The following is a 19,956-nucleotide window of genomic DNA, read 5'->3' on the forward strand; positions in this document are numbered from 1 at the left end:
CCTGCAGCTTGTTGACAAAAGAATAATAATTAATCTAAAAGTATAAAAATTGAGTTCTTATTTTTTGCACTCTATCGAAATAGATTGTGGTCGGCTATATCTTTCGCTTTCCGCGGACGAAACGCTAGCCTCCTCGGTTCAACTGTCTATGACAGCTGAGCCTGTGGGGTCTAACTTGTTTCGTTTTTCCGCAGGAGTCTTCAGAAATAGCCAACCACCTTCCAACTTATATATTTTACAGAGACACGATTACAGAAGCAATTTCTTTTGATTGGAGTGGAGGCGACTTGTTGGCATGCGGTACGTGCGGCATGCGCAAATGGACGATAAACAACCATACCATTTAACAGAGCTTAATTAATCAATCCGTTCTCCATCCATGGCACCAGATTTTTCCAAGTAGTTCCGCAAACACTTTGTCTCATCACTTGTCCAAAATTCATCTGAGGAAATAAATCTTTCAGCGTCTTGTCTTGCAGTTTCTAGTGCACGGTAGTCATGGACGAGGTCTGCCATCTTGAACTCTGGCATCCCGCTTTGTTTCCGACCGAAAAAATCACCTGCTCCACGAAGTTCCAGATCTTTTTCAGCAAGTTTGAATCCATCATTGGTTTCTGTCATTGACGTCATTCGTTCTTTACCTTCCTCGGATTTCGGATCAGCCAATAAAATACAATAGGACTGTTCAGAGCCACGCCCTACACGACCGCGAAGCTGATGAAGTTGGGCCAAACCAAAACGTTCTGCATCATAAATAACCATAAACGTGGCATTCGGAACATTCACCCCTACTTCTACTACTGTAGTGGATACGAGAACTTGAACTTCCCCATCACTGAATGCCCTCATCACTTCATCTTTTTCACTCGAATGCAAACGGCCATGCATCAGACCTACCTTATATTTCTGATGGAAAATGGAAGACAATTGTTCGTAAACTTCCACTGCATTCTGCACATCCAGTTTATCCGATTCTTCAATGAGTGGACAAATGACGTAGGCTTGTCTACCAGCTTGAAGTTCTACCACCATGCGTTTAATGATTTGATCAAAAAGCTCCTTTTTAACCCAATGCGTTTCAATCTCTTTTCGCCCAGCTGGCATTTCATCAATAATGGATACATCCATTTCACCAAAAGCTGTAATCGCCAGTGTGCGGGGAATCGGTGTTGCCGTCATGAATAATACATCCGGGTTCATTCCTTTGTCCCGCAGCACCCTACGCTGTTCCACACCGAATCTATGTTGTTCATCGGTAATGACGAGACCAAGTTTCTTAAATTCTACGTCCGGCTGAATAAGTGCGTGTGTTCCTATGAGCAAGTCAATCTCCCCATTTTGAAGTTGCTCCAGTAAAATTCTTCTTGCTTTTGTTTTGGTGGAACCGGTTAATAGTGCCATACGTATCCCCAGAGGTGACAACCAATCATGGAGTGACGCGGCATGTTGCTCTGCCAAAATTTCCGTTGGAGCCATCATGGCGCCCTGGTAGCCTGCGGTAATCACTGCATACAAACCAATCGCAGCAACAACCGTTTTACCCGAACCAACATCACCTTGAAGCAAGCGGTTCATACGGTGTGGCTCTTTTAAATCTTTACATATTTCATTGACTACCCGCTTTTGAGCATTCGTCAGTTCGTATGGAAGTGTAGCAATTAAGTCTTTTAATTTCTGGACATCATAGGCAATGGAGAGCCCTTTATTTTGTTCTTTACGCGCTTTTTTTATCGCTTGCATTTTCAATTGGAACTGCAATAATTCTTCATAAACAAATCGTCTGCGTGCCTGTTTCACATGTTCGGCAGATTTCGGGAAGTGTATCCCTTCCAGCGCTTCATGCACTGGTAAAAGTTTATAAGTTTCTCTTAAGCTATGTGGCAGACATTCTTCTAAATCGTTTGCCACTTCCTGCAAAGCCTGATGCATAAATTTACGGAAAGTTTTTTGATGAAGAGATCCTTTCAGGCTATACATGGGCTCAAAATCCACATTGTCCGTTTTGGGTCCTGGCGAAAAATTGGATACGCTGATCGCCTGACGACCTCGATCCCATTTACCTGTTACCGTTATGATTTGACCGCTGGTTATTTTATTCTTCAAGTATGCCTGATTAAAAAAGACCACTTTAATTAAATGTGGTCCTACGAGAAGTCTAATTTGCATACGAGATTTGTTTTTCCCTAAAAAAAGAACGGAAGGTTCACTTTCGACCCTTCCCTCCACTGTTATCCGTTCATTATGTGGTGTTTCTGAGATGTTTTTTAAACGAAAATCTTCATGACGATATGGAAATGTCATGACTAAATCCAGTAAAGTAACAATGCCCATGTCATTCAGTGTTTTTTCTGTTTCGCCACCAATACCTTTTAAACTACTGACTGCCTGAAGTGCTTTATCAGACACCTTTTACAAATTCAGCACCAAAGATTCTTTCTGCTAGTGCTCTTCCTGTAGGTGTCGCAGCTAAACCGCCCTGCGCAGTTTCTTTTAATGCAGTTGGCATTGTTTGACCAATTTTAAACATGGCATCAATAACTTCATCACAAGGTATACGGCTAGTCACGCCTGCTAGAGCCATATCTGCAGCAACCAATGCGTTTGCAGCTCCCATCGCATTGCGTTTAACACATGGAACTTCTACTAATCCCGCAACAGGATCACAGACTAGACCCAGCATATTCTTCATCGTTATCGCAAAAGCTTCCGAACATTGCTGTGGAGTACCGCCGGACATTTCAACAATCGCTGCCGCTGCCATCGCCGCTGCTGATCCTACTTCCGCCTGACATCCTCCAGCAGCTCCTGAAATGGATGCATTGTTAGCTACCACGAATCCAAAAGCTCCTGAAGTGAACAAGTAACGTATCATTTCTTCACGTGTAGGATTCAATTGATTTTGCACAGCGAATAAAGTACCAGGCACTACGCCTGCTGAACCTGCAGTCGGTGTTGCACAAATCGTCCCCATAGCCGCATTTACTTCGTTAGTTGCTACAGCTTTACTAACTGCATCAATCAACAATGTGCCAGAAAGCGTTTTGCCTTTTTTCATGTAATTTTGAAGTAGCACTGCGTCTCCTCCAGTTAAACCTGAAGTGGATTGAACGCCTTTCAATCCTTTTTCAACTGCTTCTTCCATGACCGTCAAGTTGCGGTCCATTTGATTCATGATGTCTTCACGGCTTCTTCGTGTAACCAACATTTCCTGCTCAATCATCAACTCAGAAATCAATTTATTTTCACTGTTAGCCAAAGCGACCAATTCTTTTACATTACGAAATAGAACATTCATTTATATAACTCCTTTAATCTGCAATTTTCGTTACTTGTGTGATATAAGGCAATTGTGAGATTTGCAATAACACATGATCTTCGATTGGCTCATCCACTTCAATAACCATTAACGCCCTCTGACCTTGCTCTTTTCTAGACACTTCCATATGTCCAATATTGATATTTTGTTCCGCCAGACAGCTTGCTACTTTTGCAATACTCCCTGGTTTATCATCATGTACAACTAAAATTGCAGAATGATTTCCTGATAAGCGAAGCGGGAAACCATTTAATTCACTGATTTCGATTTTTCCGCCACCAATGGAAATGCCGATTAGTTCCATTTCGCCTGAATCGTCGCCAATGACAATACGTGCTGTATTGGGATGCTCAGTGTGACCGCTTTCTGGGATGAATTCAAATGTCATGCCAATATCTTTTGCCAGCTCAAACGAAGTTTTGATGCGTTCATCAAACGTGTCAAAACCAAGTAATCCCCCAACAATGGCAATGTCTGTCCCGTGCCCTTTGTATGTTTCGGCAAAAGAGCCATATAAATAAATTTTTGCCCACTTTGGCTGTCTGCCAAATAATTCGCGGGTCACCAGACCAATTCTTGCTGCACCTGCTGTATGTGAAGATGAAGGGCCAATCATGACTGGACCAATAATATCAAAGACTGATTTAAACTTCATTTTAATAACCCCTTTGTTTCGAATTTCTACTAACAGTTTACAATATAAGTGCACATTAAACAAAAGTAATAGAATCCGCTTACATTTATGTGTCAAGCCATGTTAAATATTGCTGTTGAGATTCCGCAAAATAGCTACGCTTTCTTAGGGCGAGCGTCAAGACTCCTCAGGCCAACAGGATGTTGGTCACGAAGGCGTTGCCACACGAAGTGCGTACTTAGTCTTCGTTCTTATGTTCGCTTCTGCGGGGTCTCGACTGTTTCGCTATCCCTCAGGAGTCTTCGCTGTTTTGGATCCTGTAGTTACTCGTCGGAAAGATATTGGCCATTCGTCCAATATCTTTCCTGCGGGTTAAGCATGTCCAAGTGAGAATCCACAGAGAACGAATTGTGCAAAATTGCTTTTGTACAATTCGTTTGCGACGAAGATAGCGTACCTATGCAACGCACTTTCATGTTTCGAAGCTAGTAGAGCGATGTAGAAACAGGAGCACAGATTTTTTCGCGTGAGGAGGCTCACGAACTGCACGCAGAATGCGTCCGCTCGTAACGGAAATCAATAGTCTAGTTTAACAGAGCTTTGTATAAAAAAGCAGTGAACCGAATTGATTCACTGCTTTTGTGTATTATTCTACTGAGATGATGTATGGATATAACGGTTGTTTCCCATTATAAACTTCCACATCTGCATGAGAGAATTTCTCTTCTACAAATGCAGCCAACTCGTTGGCATCGACTTCCGTAACGTCTTCGCCGTAAATGATGGTAATGATTTCTGCATCTTCATCAACCATATCCTTGAGAAGTGTTTGAGAAACTTCTTCGAGTGAAGGTGTGGCAAGAATAATCTTCCCTTCTGAAATCGCCATGAAGTCATCCTTCTGGATTTCAACACCATCGATGGAAGTATCACGAACCGCAAACGTTACTTGGCCAGTTTTGACGTGTGCAAAAGCTTCAGTCATTGTTGCTTTGTTGTCTTCAACAGAAGCTTCCGGATTGAATGCTAACAATGCCGCCATTCCTTGAGGAACAGATTTTGTTGGTACTACTGCCGCTTCAATACCCATCACTTCTGCAGCTTGCTCAGCTGCCATGATTATATTTTTGTTGTTCGGCAAAATAAGAACTCTTTCAGCGCCAACCGCTTCAATCGCTTTGACGATATCTTCCGTAGAAGGGTTCATTGTTTGACCGCCCTCAATGACTGCACTTGCACCTACACTTTTCAGAAGTTCGGAAATTCCTTCACCCATCGCAACGGTAACCACTGCATACGGATGTTTTTTTGCAGGAGCGGCAGTCGGTTGATCTTTTTTGTAATCATCTCCAACAATTTCAGCATGCTGCTGACGCATGTTTTCAATCTTGATTTTGATAAGATCGCCATATTTCTGACCATAGCTTAAACAATTACCAGGTTGTTCAGAGTGGATATGTACCTTTGCAATCTCGTCATCCGAAATAACCAGCAATGAATCACCGAATTGACTCAAACCTTCGCGGAAGTCATTTTCATTGAAAGGATGTTCTGCTACTTTTTCTGGCATGAATTTCACCATGAACTCCGTACAGTATCCAAATTCAATGTCCGATGTATCCATGAAGCCCTGAACATTTTTATGATGTTCCGCACTTACAAGATCATCCATTGAATAAGCAGAGGTCTTCTCAGGTAATTTCTCGCCTTTCATCGAAGCAATGAAACCTTCATAAACGAACACAAGACCTTGTCCACCAGAATCAACTACACCAACTTCCTTTAATACCGGAAGTAAATCAGGCGTACGTGCCAAAGACGCTTTTGCTTCTTTAAGCAACTCATCCATCACAACAATGACATCGTCTTCATGTTCTGCAACTTCAACCGCTTTTTTAGCAGAATCTTTTGCTACGGTCAAAATAGTTCCTTCCACTGGTTTCATGACTGCTTTATAAGCCATATCCACACCATGTTGGAATGCGTGGGCAAACTCTTTTGCCGTCAAAGATGATTTAGTTTCAACATCTTTTCCGAATCCACGGAAAAGTTGGGATAAAATAACGCCCGAGTTCCCACGGGCACCCATCAACAATCCTTTTGATAGTGCTTGTGCTGTTTTTCCAATATGAGCAACTGCATGTGCTTCTGTTTCTTTTGCTCCAGAAGACATGGATAAGTTCATGTTCGTTCCCGTGTCACCATCGGGAACAGGAAAGACGTTTAGCGCATCCACATAATCTGCATTCTGAAATAGATGATGGGCACCCATTTTCACCATTTCTGCAAATTGAATTCCGTCTAAAGACTTCATATCCTACTTCCTCCTCTTATGGGTTCGTAACACGAACTCCTTGAACGTAAATATTTACTGATTTCACTGCTAGTCCTAATGTCTTATTTAATGTGTATTTAACTTTCGATTGAACTTGATAAGCTACTTCTGACACTTTAGTGCCGTAGCTGATGATGATGTACATATCTATGTGAAGATCCTCGCCATTTTGGCGTACAAGTACACCCTTAGCAAAATTTTCTTTACGTAAAATATCCGTTAAACCATCTCGAATTTGGTGTTTAGTAGCCATTCCTACAATTCCATAACACTCAATAGCTGCTCCACCTGCAATTTGGGCAACGACGTCATTTGAAATATCAATTTGACCGAATTCGTTTTTTAACTCAATTGACATAGAGTATGCCTCCTTATAAGTCCTTTTTGACTACCCATTATTGTACTACACAAAGTCCTTTAATAAAAGAAAACGTTAACATCTCCTGCATTTGTCTGTAAAGGCTTTTTTCTTGAAAGAGGGGTTAAAACTTGTTGCAAAGAAATTTACTATATGTTAAATTATTAAAGTATGTGAAATATCGAACTGAAAAAAATCTTTCAGCTTCTTTTTTGAGGAGGAAAATAGTATGCCAAAAGTATGTGTAATTTCAGGGCGCAAAGCTCGTGCTGGTAACGCTCGTTCTCACGCAATGAACTCAACAAAACGTACTTGGGGAGCTAACCTACAAAAAGTTCGTATTCTTGTAGACGGCAAACCAAAACGTGTATGGGTTTCTGCGAGAGCATTGAAATCTGGAAAAGTTGAGCGCGTTTAATCTTCGCGCCCATAAGTAATGCCAGACTGACATAAGTCAGTCTGGCATTTTTTCGTTCCTCTTCTTCGGTTTATCCTCGGTATTCATCCAACCTAAACACATTCTTACAAACCCACTTACAAATTTCGGTAATCTAAACGTATAAACACGCATGCTTTCACTCCTTCTTATTGATCTGAGCTACGTATTAATAAACATATGCCAGATGTAAAGGAGATAGACCCTTGTTCGTCCAATACTTCATTACTTGTAAACCGGGAAATGCCCATTTCAATCGTCTCATCGCTGACATTATATTTCATACCTGCTAATGTCACGTGTTCCACGCTTCCTTGAAAGGCAAAAAAAGATACAAATGGAAACTGTTGATCCTTCGTTAACTTGGTTACACCAGGAGTCAGCAGCTTCATTTCATTCCATTTGTTGCGTATTGTAAATTGAATGGAGGCATTGTCCGTTTGAAAACGATAAACACTGTTAAGTACAGCCATAAAGTGATCTAATCGACCACCCGTCACACCTGTCAGTACAATATGATCAGGTTCGAAAGTCAATGACTCGTCGATTGCTAAATCGGTATCCGTTTCATTCTTTTCTGCAGGTGCAACTTTCACTGACGCTACTTGGTTTTTCAATTTCGAAAATTCTTCCGGTGACAATGAATCAAAATCACCTATAGCCACGTCCGGAAGAATTCCACTTTCGATTAAATAAATAGCACCTTTGTCTGCACCGATAAAAATAATTTCATCGTTATTTTTTAGGGTCGCAAAATCAGCTAATTCATCAGCTGGTCCACCTGCGCAAATTACGGCCGTCTTCATCCGCGGATTGCTCGTTCGCCTGCTTCTTTAATTTCCTGTAATGCAGCAGTACGATCCGTTTTACTGTAAATTGCTGAACCGGCTACAAAAATGGTCGCGCCTGCCTCTGCACAAGGAATAATGGTCTCAGCATTAATACCACCATCAATTTCAATTTCAATATTCAATCCTTTTTCTTTAATTATGTCAGAAAGTTGTTGAACTTTCGGAACGACCGAATGAATGAACTTCTGTCCACCGAAACCTGGATTGACCGTCATGAACAACACCATATCGATGTCGTCAAGAATATGTTGGATGCTTTCAACCGGCGTATGTGGATTTAATACCACACCTGGTTTCACTCCAAACGAACGGATTAATTGAATGGTACGGTGAAGGTGAGTACACGCTTCAACATGAACCGTAATGTAATCGGCACCAGCTTTTGCAAATGACTCAATATACAAATCCGGATTTTCAATCATTAAATGAACGTCTAAAGGAAGATCCGTTACAGGTCTTAAAGCTTCCACCACAATTGGACCCATCGTAATGTTAGGCACGAAATGTCCGTCCATTACATCGATATGGATTAATTCCGCACCAGCTTTTTCGACTTCTATTACTTCTTCAGCCAATTTCGAAAAATTAGCAGCAAGGATAGATGGAGCAATTTTTATCATATTAATACCTCGGCTTTCGATCGTTTATTTCATCTAAAAACTTCATGTAATGTTTGTATCGATAATCTTTGATTTCTCCGGTTTCCAGTGCAGCAAGAACTGCACATTTCGGTTCACTTATGTGTAGGCACCCTCTGAATTTACATCGTTCTGACGCCTCGCGGAATTCAGGAAAACAATCGGATAACTGCTCTTTTTCAATCTCATCGAAATCAAAGGAACTGAATCCCGGAGTATCCGCTAGTAACCCCTCACATACTTCTAAAAGTTCTACATGGCGAGTCGTATGTTTCCCCCGTCCAAGGGCTTCCGAAATAATACCTGTCTTTAAATTCAACGATGGCAGCACTGTATTTAACAGTGTAGATTTTCCTACACCGGATTGTCCTGCCAAAACGCTGATTTTTCCTTTCAGGATCGGAGCGATATTGGACACCAGATCATCATCATCCTTATAGGTTTCAAGCATTTCATATCCAATCGCACGATAATCATCCAAATAAGGCTGGATTTTACTCATCTCTTCTTCAGAAAGTAAATCTGTTTTTGTCAGACAAATAATTGGCTCTACATTAAATGACTCCACGACAACAAGAAAGCGATCCAGCAATAATGGATTGAAATCGGGTTCAGTCAGGGAAAACACCAGTAAGGCTTGGTCAATATTGGCAATAGGTGGGCGTACGAGTGCATTTTTACGTTCATGCACCACTGTTATCGTGCCGTCTGAACCGCTTTCCACTTCATAATCGACAAAGTCCCCAACTAGCGGGTTGACACCACGATTTCTGAATACACCGCGTCCACGGCATTGTATAAATTGTTCTCCGTCCTGAACATAGTAAAATCCACTAAGTGCTTTTCGTATTTGTCCTGTTGGCATTGTATACCTCCCTATTCGAAGCTGTCATACTCGATTATTTCATCTACGATGACTTTCGAGTCGACCATTATTCGATATGCTCCTTTTTGTCCTTCTTCAATTTTCAATTGAATTTGTTGCTTTTTGTTTTCAGTGAGTACATATTCCTCTACTGGTTCTGTCAGTGAGTGTGTTTGATCTTGCAGATAAATTCGTACGATCTGCTCAGTGCCCGGATCATCTGGTTCATATGGGATTTCTACTGTTGTCACAAACGTTTTAATTTGTTTGGCGGCAGGACCTTTTGATAAAACGATTTCAATCGAACTGCCTAGTTCAAGTTTTGTGCCCGCAACTGGATTTTGTGAAATGACAAATCCTTCCGGTACATCTTCAGAATACTCTTCTTTAATGATGCGAATATCAAACCCGGATGATCGAGCATAGTCATTCAACGTTTTCTCGTTGTATTGTCTTCTCAAATCAATCACACTTTGCAACTCCGGTCCTTTACTCACAGTGAAAACAAGATCGGTCTCATCCGGAATGACTTCGGAGAACTCAGATGGACTTTGAGAGATAATGCGCCCCTCAGGCTCATCCGAGAATACTTCGTCTGCTTTGATGGACTTGAATTTTTGCGAAGCCAGTAATTCTTTCACTACGTTGTATTCACGTCCGGCATAGTCTGCAAGCGTCACTGACTCTTTCCCACTTGAAATAATGAATTCAATTTCAGTTGCTTCTTCCCGGATTTTTCCTGCTTGTGGGATTGTCCGAATAACTTGGCCTTCCTCAACTTCTTCCGACGATTCCTGTTTTTCATTTCCTGCAATGAATCCAACTTCTTCCACCTTATCGATTGCTTCACTTAATGGCAAATTCGCTACGTCCGGAACTTCGATTTTTTTGGGACCAAATATCCCTGGAAATGCCACAACAATCACTAAACCTGCAAGCAATAAAAATGCAAGAATGCCCACTATCCATGGCCATTTTTTCTTCTTCTTTTTTTCTTCCACAACGGGAGGTACTACCACCGGTTCTTTTTTAAGATGTTTTGTCTTTGCTAATGAATCGTAACTAGCATCTTTGATGACCGGCATTGTTTTTGTAGCCCCATCATCATCTAAAGGAATCTCAAAAGCTTTCTCATTTGCGCGCTCTTCCGATAAAACATTTTGCAAATCTCGCTGCATTTCTTCTACATTCTGATAACGGTTACGTGGATCTTTCGCCGTCGCTTTCATGACAACATTTTCAAGGCTTTGTGGAATGCTTGGTACTGCTGCCCGAACCGATGGTGTATCGGTTTGTAAATGTTTCAACGCAATGGATACCGCTGACTCTCCTGAAAAAGGAAGCTTGCCGATAAGTAATTCATACAACACAATTCCAAGCGCATAAATATCCGATTTTTTTGTTGCTGTACCACCACGAGCTTGTTCAGGTGATAAATAATGGACAGTGCCTAACACGGAATTGGTCTGGGTAAATGAAGTTGCACTCAAAGCCATCGCAATTCCAAAGTCCGTGATTTTAACATGATGGGTACCATCCATCAAAATATTTTGGGGCTTGATATCACGATGAATGATTTGATTTTGATGAGCATGTGCAATCGCAGACGTTAATTGCTTCATGATAGTTACAGCTTCATTCGGTGACAGAGGTGCTGCATCAGTAATATATTGTTTCAAGGTCTTCCCTTCAACAAATTCCATGACCAAATAGTGAATGTCCCCATCTTCACCTACATCGAAAATATTGACGATGTTCGGATGAGTCAAACTGGTAGCTGAAAGTGCTTCACGCTGGAATCTACGATGTAAATCATCTTCATTAGAGAAGTCGTATCGTAAGACTTTTATTGCGACATCCCGATCGAGAATCATGTCGTGTGCGAGGTAAACATTGGACATGCCCCCTCCACCGATCATTTCGAGAACTTTATATCGACCGCTGATTCTTTTGCCTAAGAGCACGACTACACCTCCTCTTTCGTATTTGTGATTAAAACGAGAGAGATGTTATCTTCTCCACCTTTTTCATTGGCAAGATTCACTAAACGGGATCCTTTTTCACCAACTGAAAGATTGGTCTTTAAAATATTCGTCATGTCATCCATTGATAATTTGTTACTTAATCCATCAGAACATAATAATAAGTAAGAATATGTAGGAATCTGAATTGAAATAAAGTCCGGCTCGATGCTTTTTTGCGTTCCTAATGATTTCGTAATCAAATTTTTCTTCGGATGACTTTCTGCTTCTTCTTCGCTGATTTCTCCACTTTCCACTAAGACATTAACAAAAGAATGGTCTCTTGTTAATTGCTTCATTTTCCCCTCATGCCATTCATAGGCCCGACTATCTCCGATATGACAAAGAATTTTTTCGGCATCTGTTAATATAACTGCCAGGAAAGTAGTACCCATCCCTTGGCAATCCTCGTGTCTTAGGGAATAATCAAAAATGCTACTATTGATTTTCTTTACGGCCTGTAAAAACCACTCTTTGATGGATTCCTCAGTAGAAAATTGATTCAAGGCAGCGCTTTCAAAACTTTCTCCGATTTTTGTGATAGCCATCTCACTTGCGATATCACCAGCATTGTGTCCGCCCATGCCATCAGCAATGACGCCTAAACGGACAAAATCCGATCGCACGAAAACTGCCGCGCGATCTTCATTCACCGATCTTTTTTTACCAATATCACTTAATACCGTGTATTTCATCAATGGTCACTCCGTTTCTTGTTGATGCTTCTCGCAAGAAGTAGTCTGCAAGCTGCATCAATATCAGAGCCGTGTTCACGACGGTTTGTAACTGAAAGCCGTTGGTGCATACGATTCATACTATAAAAATATGTTGGTATGCATCACTTTACTTCTTTATTTCACTTCTTTTGAAGATAACTCTTTTTTCCGAAAAGCGGCAACAAAGAAACCATCGCTATTGAAATCCTGAGGGAAAATATGAATCATACCATTGCTTGTCAGGTGATGATAGGCTTCTGGTAATACATTCAGTTCATCCAGCATCATGTCTGTATGGTTTGCAAGAAATTCTTGAACAGTTCCATTATTTTCAACCTCATCAATGGTACATGTACTGTAGACGATCAGTCCGTTTGGTTTGATTAACTTGTACGCTTCATCAAGTAATCGAATCTGGATATTATGCAATGAAGCAAAATCTTCCTGCTTCTTTGTATACTTAATATCGGGTTTTCGACGGATGACACCCAAGCCACTGCACGGAGCATCGACAAGTATTCGGTCAAACGATTGTTCTTCATATTCATTTGTCAGTTCACGGCTGTCCCATGTACGGGTTTCAACGTTTTCAAAACCTAGTCTTGTAGCTTGATCGGCTATAAGTTTTACTTTATGTGGATGCAAATCCACAGATACCAGAGATCCTTGACCGTTCAACTTTTCAGCGATATGCATTGATTTTCCACCAGGAGCCGCACACATATCCAAAACTCTTTGCCCTGGTTCAATCTGAAGTGCATAAGTAGGGATCATGGAACTTTCATCTTGAATTGAAACAGCACCATATTGATAAGCTTTCGTTTTGGCAACTTGCCCTTTTTCAATGTGCAAGCATTCAGGTATCACTTCGCTTTGGTGTGCTACAATTCCTTCGTCAAGCAACATATCAATTGCCTCATCCACTGAAATGCGTGTGGTGTTGACGCGAACGGTAAGTGCAGGAGGAATATTGTTTTCAAAAGCCATTGTCTCAGCTTGTTCGAAACCAAATTGTTTCACCCATCGTTCAATGAGCCATAATGGATGACTTGCTTCAATTGATAGTCGTTCAATTGGATCCGCAATATCCTCAGTCGAGCGAACTCCTTGTCGTAGAATGCCTCTTAAAATGCCATTAACCAATCCAGCTGTCCCTTTGTGACTGCGTTTCTTGGCAATTTCAACAGCTTCATTGACAGCAGCATGATTCGGAATTCGGTCCAAATAATGAATTTGATAAAGTGAAAGTCTTAATAACTGGCGAACCCAATCATCCAGCTTTCCTTTGATGAACGGTTGTAGATAGTAATCAAGCGTCATCTTGTGTTGCAGCGTACCATAAGTAATTTCCGTTAATAACCCACGGTCTTTTGGTTCAATATCATATTTTTCTATGGTCTGATGAAGTAACAAATTACTGTACGCTTGATTTTTTTCAATTGCCATCAAGATTGATAATGCGGCATCGCGTACATTTCCGTTCCACATTCTATAACTTTTTGAGCTCATTCAAACTGATCCCCAATCTGTAATTTAGAACCAGTGCCTCGTAGAAATTCTTCTGCAGACATTTTTTTCTTTCCTGCTGGTTGTAATTCGGTAATTTCAAAAGCTAGTTTATCGCCTGTTTGCACAATCACTCGATCAACTTTCAATTCAACGACTGTACCTACAGGTTGCGAGTAAGTTTGTTGACTCGGTTGACCCCACCATATTTTCACGTTTTCCTGTTTCAACGTGGTATAGGCAACTGGCCAAGGATTAAGACCACGTACCAAATTATAAATGTCCTGTGCCGACTGTTTCCAATCAATTCGTTCTTGTTCTCTTGAAATATTGCGGGCAAATGTCACAAGGCTTTCATCCTGAACCAATCTTGCATTTGAGCCATTAATAATGGTCGGTAATGTTTCTTTTAACAAGTCACGTCCAACGACACTCAATTTTTCAAAAAGAACTCCTGTTGTATCGGATTGTTCAATCGGTATCGATTTTTGTGAAATAATATCACCAGCGTCCAATTTTTGCGCCATATACATGATGGTCACACCTGTTTCTGTCTGACCATCAATCACAGCTTGATGTATCGGAGCACCCCCACGATATGCAGGAAGCAAAGAAGCATGTACATTCAGACAGCCATATTTAGGTGCTTCCAGAATTTCTTTAGGAAGTAACTGACCAAACGCAGCCGTTACCACAATATCCGGTTGTAAAGAAAGAATTTCATCTAGTTGTGGTGAACCTTTTAGTTTTTCAGGCTGAATGACAGGTAATCCAAGACGTAACGCTTCTTTTTTAACAGGAGTTGGTGTCAATACTTTTTTACGCCCTACAGGACGGTCTGGCTGAGTTACAACAGCTAAAATGGAATAGCCTTCTTCATGTAGCATGGTTAGAATCGGTACTGAGAACTCTGGAGTCCCCATAAATACTAAAGAGGTCAAATCAATTCCTCCTCCTCAGTTTCAAGCTCAGATGGATCGACGACGCGAATTATTTTCGAATCAAACAATACGCCATCCAAATGATCGATTTCATGTAGAATGGCTCTTGCTTCATAATCTTCAGCCTCGAGTTCATACCACGTGCCGTCTCTTTCCTGTGCTTTTATCTGTACGAAATATGGACGTTCAACTTCGCCATAAAGTTCTGGGAAACTGAGGCAACCTTCCACTTCTATGGCTTCCCCTTCCGTATCAACTACCAAAGGATTGATCATCTCAATGATGTCTTCCCCTTCTCCTAAGTCTACAATTGCAACGCGAAGCAACTCTCCCACTTGTGGGGCTGCTATTCCTATGCCATCTGACTCAAGCATGGTCTCATACATATCATCAAGTAACGTTGCAAGTTTCTGATCGAACTCTGTCACTTCTTTTGTTGGAGTTGTTAATATTTCATTTGGATGTAATACGATTTTTCGAATCGTCAAAGATTATTCCTCATTTCATTTCCGCTCACATGATGGATGAAGGGTTTAAGTCAATGGACATTAAAATCCCTTTTTTTATCCAGTCCGTCCGGTAAATACGCGTTAATTGCTGCAATACTTCCGGGAGCGTCGGTTCTTTTTTGTATTTTATCAAACATTGATAGCGATATCTATTTTGCAAACGACTAATAGACGATGCCGTCGGGCCAATAATTTCAGATTGCGGAGATAAATTATCACGGAGCCAGTTTGCTGTTTTATGTGCATATTCCGCAGTCATCAAAACATCTTCATGCGTGATTTGAATCAGCACGACATATGTGAATGGAGGATATAAAAATTGTTTCCGGTTCATCATTTCCTGATTGTAAAATGGGACAAAGTCGTGCTGTTGTGCGAATTGAATAGCATAGTGTTCGGGGGTGTAGGTTTGCACGATGACTTCCCCTGCTTTATCATGCCTTCCAGCTCTTCCACTGACTTGGGTTAATAATTGGAACGTTTTTTCGGCAGCTCTGAAATCCGCTAAATGAAGCGTTGTATCAGCTGACAAGACCCCTACTAATGTGATATTTGGGAAATCAAGACCTTTGGCAATCATTTGCGTGCCAAGCAGAATATCGGCTTTTCCTTCTCCGAACAGATTCAGAATGTGTTCATGTGATCCTTTTTTTCGAGTGGTATCCACGTCCATACGCAGTACCCTTGCAGTTGGAAACAATCGGGCAATTTCTTCTTCTACTTTTTGAGTACCTGTTCCAAAGAATCGGATATGCTCACTGCTGCATTCTGGACAAGTAGTAGGCACTTGGGACTCTTCACCACAATAGTGACATTTAATCTTTTCCTGATGGCGATGATAGGTCATGGAAATATCACAGTTTGGACATTCTACCACGGTACCACAATCCCGACAGAGAACAAATGACGAGTGACCACGACGATTCAGGAACAACACCATCTGTTCCTGCTTGTCCAGTCTCACATTGATCGCTTCTGCCAGTTCCAGAGAAAACATGGAGCGGTTGCCGTTTTTCAATTGCTCTCGCATATCGACGACAGACACTTCAGGTAATGCCTGTTCTTTTGGTCTGTTGGCCAACGTCAACAAAGCATAATTCCCTTTTTTGGCACGTGCAAATGACTCAAGTGACGGCGTGGCACTTCCTAAAATAACTGGACATTTGTGATATTCACTTCGCCAGATTGCAACATCTCGTGCATGATAACGAGGTGAATCGTCCTGCTTATAAGTTCCTTCATGTTCCTCGTCCAAAATGATGATGCCAACATTTTGAAATGGAGCAAATATGGCTGAACGGGCACCCACGACCACTTTTACTTCGCCGCGTTTGATTTTTCGCCATTCATCGTATTTTTCCCCAGTCGATAATCCACTATGCAATACAGCCACAAGTGAACCAAAACGTTCTTTAAAGCGATTGGTCATTTGTGGCGTAAGTGAAATCTCAGGTACCAGAACGATGGCTTCTTTATCGTCCATCAATGAACGCTCAATCGCCTGTAAATAGACTTCTGTCTTGCCACTGCCCGTAATGCCATGAAGAAGAAAAGTTCTAGCATCCTGTTCGTCATATGAATGGATGATTTCACTCAGTGCGAGGTGTTGTTCATTTGTTAAAGCAAGTTTTGTTGTTACATTTATCGTTCTGTCCGCATACGGATCCCGGTAGATTTCTTCCATTTGCATTGATGCTGCGCCTTTTTCTAAAACCGCTTGTAAGACCGCATTTGTCGTACTGAGACGTTTCAATAAATCTGCTGAGACAATTCGTTCTCCTGCATGATCCATCATCCATTTGACAACATCTTTTTGCTTCTTGGCTTGGTTGGAAATGCTGTCATAAATCAGGTTCAAACGTTCCATATCAGATTCGATGTGAATCATTCTTACTTTTTTTACGGCAGTTTTTTGTTTGACCGATGTTTCCAGTGCCAAAATGTCTTCCTTCACCAATTTTTTGATGAGTGCAAGCAATTCTTTCGGTTCATCTACTTTTAACTCTACTTGGTCTTTTTGCTGAAACAAGGCTTGTACACTTTGCGGAAGCTCCGCATGATGATCAACAATTCGCACTATCTTTTCATACTTCGCACGTAACGCCGAAGGCAACATGACTTGAAGGGCATCAATTTCGTAACATAAAGTATGTCGTTTCAACCATTTTGTCATTTCGAGCATTTCCTGCGTCAATATCGGTTCAATATCGAGCAGTTCACCAATCGGTTTTTGTTTTTCAGCAGGGACATCCGTGTCACTTTTTAGTGCCGTAACAAATCCAAGAACTTGCCGATTGCCAAAAGGAACTTTAACCCGACTGCCACTTTCAATCAGGTCTTGAAACTTTTCAGGGACCACGTAATCAAATGGTCGATCAATGGGATAAGCCGCTACGTCAACAATGACTTCAGCGTACATAATGTAAATCTTTCTCACGGGCCAAAACGGTCTCGAACAATTTATTAGCCAATTGTTTTTTCGTCATATTGTCAAAATGCTGGACATAATTTTCTTTGCCAATCAGCACAACAGTATTGGTGTCTGTCCCAAAACCGCTATCCTCTTTTGTAACATCATTAGCTACAATATAATCCGCATTTTTCTTTGAAAGTTTTCCTTGTGCATACATCTCGACATCGTTTGTTTCAGCAGCGAAACCGATCAACAGTTGATGCGTTTTCTTTTGCCCAAGTGTCATGAGGATATCGGTAGTGCGTTCAAGTTCTAAGGTAGAGTCACCAGCTTGTTTCTTCATTTTTTGCCCAAATACGAACTTTGGACGATAATCTGCGACAGCTGCCGTTTTCACGACAATATCAGCATCATCAAAATGCTGTAACACGGCTTGCAGCATTTCTTCTGCACTTTCCACATTCTCAACAGTTACCCCTGAAGGAATTGGCAATGAAACGGGACCAGAGACAAGAACCGTTTCCGCTCCAAGTTTTGTCGCCGCTTCAGCCAGCGCATAGCCCATTTTCCCTGAGGAAAAGTTAGTCAAAAATCGTACTGGATCTATTCGCTCACGTGTTGGACCTGCAGTAATCACAACTTTTTTGCCTATCAACGGCAATTCTTTCGGCTGAAAAAATGCGTCGACCAATGCCACGATTTTTTCTGGTTCTTCCAATCTTCCTTTTCCTACATACCCACAAGCCAAAAAACCTTCTGACGGTTCAATGAATTCATAACCATCTGCTGCTAGAGTGGAAATATTTCGTTTCACTGCGGGGTGATCGTACATATGTACATTCATAGCTGGTGCAATCCAAACCTTGGCGGTGGTAGCTAACAGGGTCGTCGTCAGCATATCGTCACCAAGTCCATTGGCAAGTTTGCCGATGACGTTCGCTGTTGCAGGTGCCACGATAACTAAATCTGCCCAATCTGCCAGGTTGATATGTGCGATGACATTTGAATCTTTTTCATCAAATGTATCTGTATAAACATCATTACGAGACATTACTTGAAAGCTCAGTGGCTGCACAAACTTTGTGGCAGATTCGGTCATGATGACTTTGACATCCGCTCCTGCTTGCGACAATTTACTAACAAGGGCAACAGCTTTATAAACTGCAATACCACCAGCTACGCACAATAAGATTTTTTTGTTTGCTAGCATGAACAATCTTCCTTTCTCAAACAACAAACTCCCAAAGCATCTGACTGTCTTAGGGAGTTTTTTGGGTAAATACTATTTTTTAAATTTCGTCTTCGTAAATAGTTGCTTCGTCTTGAACTTCTTTTGTTAAAGCGCCTGATGCCACTTCTTCCAATGCTCTGCCTACATACTTCAAGGACACATACGACTCAAGACGCTCTCCGCCTTCTTCTTGTAATTGGCGAGCACGTTTTGAAGCCAAACTCACTAGTGAGTATTTTGAATCGATTTTGCTTTTTAATGAATCAACTGATGGATATAACATTAATATTCCCCTTCCAGCATAGCTAGGTATCTTTTTTCAACGCGTTCCCGACGGCAATGTTCGGCAGTGACAATGGCATTTACACGATCGCAAGCCAATTGCACTTCGTCATTTTCGACGACATAATCGTACAAGTTCATCATTTCAAGTTCTTGTCGTGCTGCTAAAATTCGTGAAGCAATCACATCTTCTGTTTCTGTTCCACGACCTACCAGACGTTGTTGCAGTTCCGTTAAACTTGGTGGAGCCAGGAAAATAAATAAGCCGTCTGGTACTTTATCGCGAACTTGCGATGCACCTTGCACTTCAATTTCCAGAAATACATCCCGACCGGCATCCAATGTCTCGTTTACATAATCTAACGGAGTTCCATAATAGTTCCCAACATAAGAAGCGTATTCTAATAAACGGCCTTCTCCGATTAGTTGTTCAAAATCCTCGTGGGATTTAAAAAAATAATCGACACCATCGACTTCGCCTTCACGCGGCTTTCTTGTCGTCATTGAAATCGAATATTCATAATTTGTGTCAGGCTGTGAAAACAATTCTTTTCGCACAGTACCTTTCCCAACACCTGATGGCCCTGAAAGGACGATTAATAATCCACGTTCTTTTCGCATTCAATCCCTCTTTTTATCTATTCGGCTTGATCTATCACACGTGTCACCATGGTTTCAGCATGGACTGCAGATAAAACCACATGTTCACTATCCATAACAAATATCGCGCGGGTTTTTTTACCATAAGTTGCGTCAATCAAAAACCCTTTGTCCCTTGCCTCTTGAACGAGACGCTTAATCGGCGCAGATTCAGGCTGCAAGATGGAGATGATTCGTTCAACTGCGACCACACTACCGTTTCCGATATTAATAAACTTAAGAGTTGGCACAGTCGTTCCTCCTA

The 19,956-nt window shown here is 41.3% G+C and carries 20 protein-coding genes; 1 reads left to right on the forward strand and 19 read right to left on the reverse strand.

Annotation, left to right across the window (positions count from 1 at the left end; translation table 11 throughout):
* Positions 1-357 precede the first annotated feature (357 nt).
* The 5 genes from recG to MHH33_RS11725 all read right to left on the reverse strand — a co-directional run bounded on the left by recG (position 358) and on the right by MHH33_RS11725 (position 6,643).
* Entirely contained in the window at positions 358-2,406 is a 2,049-nt protein-coding gene (gene recG / locus MHH33_RS11705) for an ATP-dependent DNA helicase RecG (protein ID WP_342541823.1), read from the reverse strand.
* Positions 2,399-3,295: an L-serine ammonia-lyase, iron-sulfur-dependent, subunit alpha gene (sdaAA, locus tag MHH33_RS11710; RefSeq protein ID WP_016427722.1), complete on the reverse strand. Its 897-nt coding sequence runs from the start codon at positions 3,293-3,295 to the stop codon at positions 2,399-2,401. Before sdaAA ends, recG begins: the two co-directional genes overlap by 8 nt.
* Before the next feature lie 13 nt (positions 3,296-3,308).
* On the reverse strand, positions 3,309-3,971 hold the full coding sequence (sdaAB, locus tag MHH33_RS11715) for an L-serine ammonia-lyase, iron-sulfur-dependent subunit beta (protein WP_016427723.1): 663 nt from the start codon (positions 3,969-3,971) through the stop codon (positions 3,309-3,311).
* A gap of 625 nt (positions 3,972-4,596) precedes the next feature.
* Positions 4,597-6,264, reverse strand: a complete 1,668-nt coding sequence (locus MHH33_RS11720) for a DAK2 domain-containing protein (protein ID WP_342541824.1) — start codon at positions 6,262-6,264, stop codon at positions 4,597-4,599.
* Positions 6,265-6,280: 16 nt separating this feature from the next.
* Complete coding sequence (locus MHH33_RS11725; RefSeq protein WP_016427725.1) at positions 6,281-6,643, reverse strand: Asp23/Gls24 family envelope stress response protein; 363 nt, start codon at positions 6,641-6,643, stop codon at positions 6,281-6,283.
* Positions 6,644-6,872: 229 nt separating this feature from the next.
* Here MHH33_RS11725 and rpmB point away from each other — a divergent pair, with 229 nt between their 5' ends.
* Positions 6,873-7,061, forward strand: coding sequence for a 50S ribosomal protein L28 (gene rpmB / locus MHH33_RS11730; RefSeq protein ID WP_016427726.1), 189 nt, complete (start codon positions 6,873-6,875; stop codon positions 7,059-7,061).
* A gap of 36 nt (positions 7,062-7,097) precedes the next feature.
* Here rpmB and spoVM read toward each other — a convergent pair whose 3' ends face one another.
* The 14 genes from spoVM to MHH33_RS11800 form a co-directional block, all read right to left on the reverse strand.
* Positions 7,098-7,214 (reverse strand): stage V sporulation protein SpoVM, encoded by a 117-nt coding sequence (gene spoVM, locus MHH33_RS11735; protein ID WP_016427727.1) that lies wholly within the window; start codon positions 7,212-7,214, stop codon positions 7,098-7,100.
* A gap of 14 nt (positions 7,215-7,228) precedes the next feature.
* Positions 7,229-7,885: a thiamine diphosphokinase gene (locus tag MHH33_RS11740; protein ID WP_016427728.1), complete on the reverse strand. Its 657-nt coding sequence runs from the start codon at positions 7,883-7,885 to the stop codon at positions 7,229-7,231.
* Positions 7,882-8,550, reverse strand: coding sequence for a ribulose-phosphate 3-epimerase (gene rpe, locus MHH33_RS11745; RefSeq protein ID WP_016427729.1), 669 nt, complete (start codon positions 8,548-8,550; stop codon positions 7,882-7,884). Before rpe ends, MHH33_RS11740 begins: the two co-directional genes overlap by 4 nt.
* Before the next feature lies 1 nt (position 8,551).
* Positions 8,552-9,433 (reverse strand): ribosome small subunit-dependent GTPase A, encoded by an 882-nt coding sequence (gene rsgA, locus MHH33_RS11750; protein ID WP_016427730.1) that lies wholly within the window; start codon positions 9,431-9,433, stop codon positions 8,552-8,554.
* A gap of 11 nt (positions 9,434-9,444) precedes the next feature.
* The gene (pknB, locus tag MHH33_RS11755; RefSeq protein ID WP_342541825.1) at positions 9,445-11,397 is read right to left on the reverse strand and encodes a Stk1 family PASTA domain-containing Ser/Thr kinase; all 1,953 of its coding nucleotides are present in this window, start codon (positions 11,395-11,397) and stop codon (positions 9,445-9,447) included.
* Positions 11,398-11,399: 2 nt separating this feature from the next.
* Complete coding sequence (locus MHH33_RS11760) at positions 11,400-12,149, reverse strand: Stp1/IreP family PP2C-type Ser/Thr phosphatase (protein WP_016427732.1); 750 nt, start codon at positions 12,147-12,149, stop codon at positions 11,400-11,402.
* A 156-nt stretch (positions 12,150-12,305) separates the two neighbouring features.
* Positions 12,306-13,679, reverse strand: a complete 1,374-nt coding sequence (gene rsmB / locus MHH33_RS11765; RefSeq protein ID WP_342541826.1) for a 16S rRNA (cytosine(967)-C(5))-methyltransferase RsmB — start codon at positions 13,677-13,679, stop codon at positions 12,306-12,308.
* Positions 13,676-14,617, reverse strand: a complete 942-nt coding sequence (gene fmt, locus MHH33_RS11770; RefSeq protein WP_016427734.1) for a methionyl-tRNA formyltransferase — start codon at positions 14,615-14,617, stop codon at positions 13,676-13,678. Before fmt ends, rsmB begins: the two co-directional genes overlap by 4 nt.
* Positions 14,614-15,105 carry a peptide deformylase gene (gene def / locus MHH33_RS11775; RefSeq protein WP_016427735.1) on the reverse strand — a complete coding sequence of 164 codons (492 nt, stop codon included), beginning with the start codon at positions 15,103-15,105 and terminating at the stop codon, positions 14,614-14,616. Before def ends, fmt begins: the two co-directional genes overlap by 4 nt.
* Positions 15,106-15,130: 25 nt before the next feature.
* Positions 15,131-17,545 (reverse strand): primosomal protein N', encoded by a 2,415-nt coding sequence (priA, locus tag MHH33_RS11780; RefSeq protein WP_016427736.1) that lies wholly within the window; start codon positions 17,543-17,545, stop codon positions 15,131-15,133.
* Positions 17,535-18,749 carry a bifunctional phosphopantothenoylcysteine decarboxylase/phosphopantothenate--cysteine ligase CoaBC gene (gene coaBC, locus MHH33_RS11785; RefSeq protein ID WP_016427737.1) on the reverse strand — a complete coding sequence of 405 codons (1,215 nt, stop codon included), beginning with the start codon at positions 18,747-18,749 and terminating at the stop codon, positions 17,535-17,537. Before coaBC ends, priA begins: the two co-directional genes overlap by 11 nt.
* A 79-nt stretch (positions 18,750-18,828) precedes the next feature.
* Positions 18,829-19,053, reverse strand: a complete 225-nt coding sequence (gene rpoZ, locus MHH33_RS11790) for a DNA-directed RNA polymerase subunit omega (protein ID WP_016427738.1) — start codon at positions 19,051-19,053, stop codon at positions 18,829-18,831.
* Positions 19,053-19,673 (reverse strand): guanylate kinase, encoded by a 621-nt coding sequence (gene gmk, locus MHH33_RS11795; RefSeq protein WP_016427739.1) that lies wholly within the window; start codon positions 19,671-19,673, stop codon positions 19,053-19,055. The genes rpoZ and gmk overlap by 1 nt, the downstream gene beginning before the upstream one ends.
* A gap of 17 nt (positions 19,674-19,690) precedes the next feature.
* The gene (locus MHH33_RS11800) at positions 19,691-19,942 is read right to left on the reverse strand and encodes a DUF370 domain-containing protein (RefSeq protein ID WP_016427740.1); all 252 of its coding nucleotides are present in this window, start codon (positions 19,940-19,942) and stop codon (positions 19,691-19,693) included.
* Positions 19,943-19,956: the final 14 nt, after the last annotated feature.

The organism is Paenisporosarcina sp. FSL H8-0542, from assembly GCF_038632915.1.
Taxonomy (GTDB): Bacteria; Bacillota; Bacilli; order Bacillales_A; family Planococcaceae; genus Paenisporosarcina.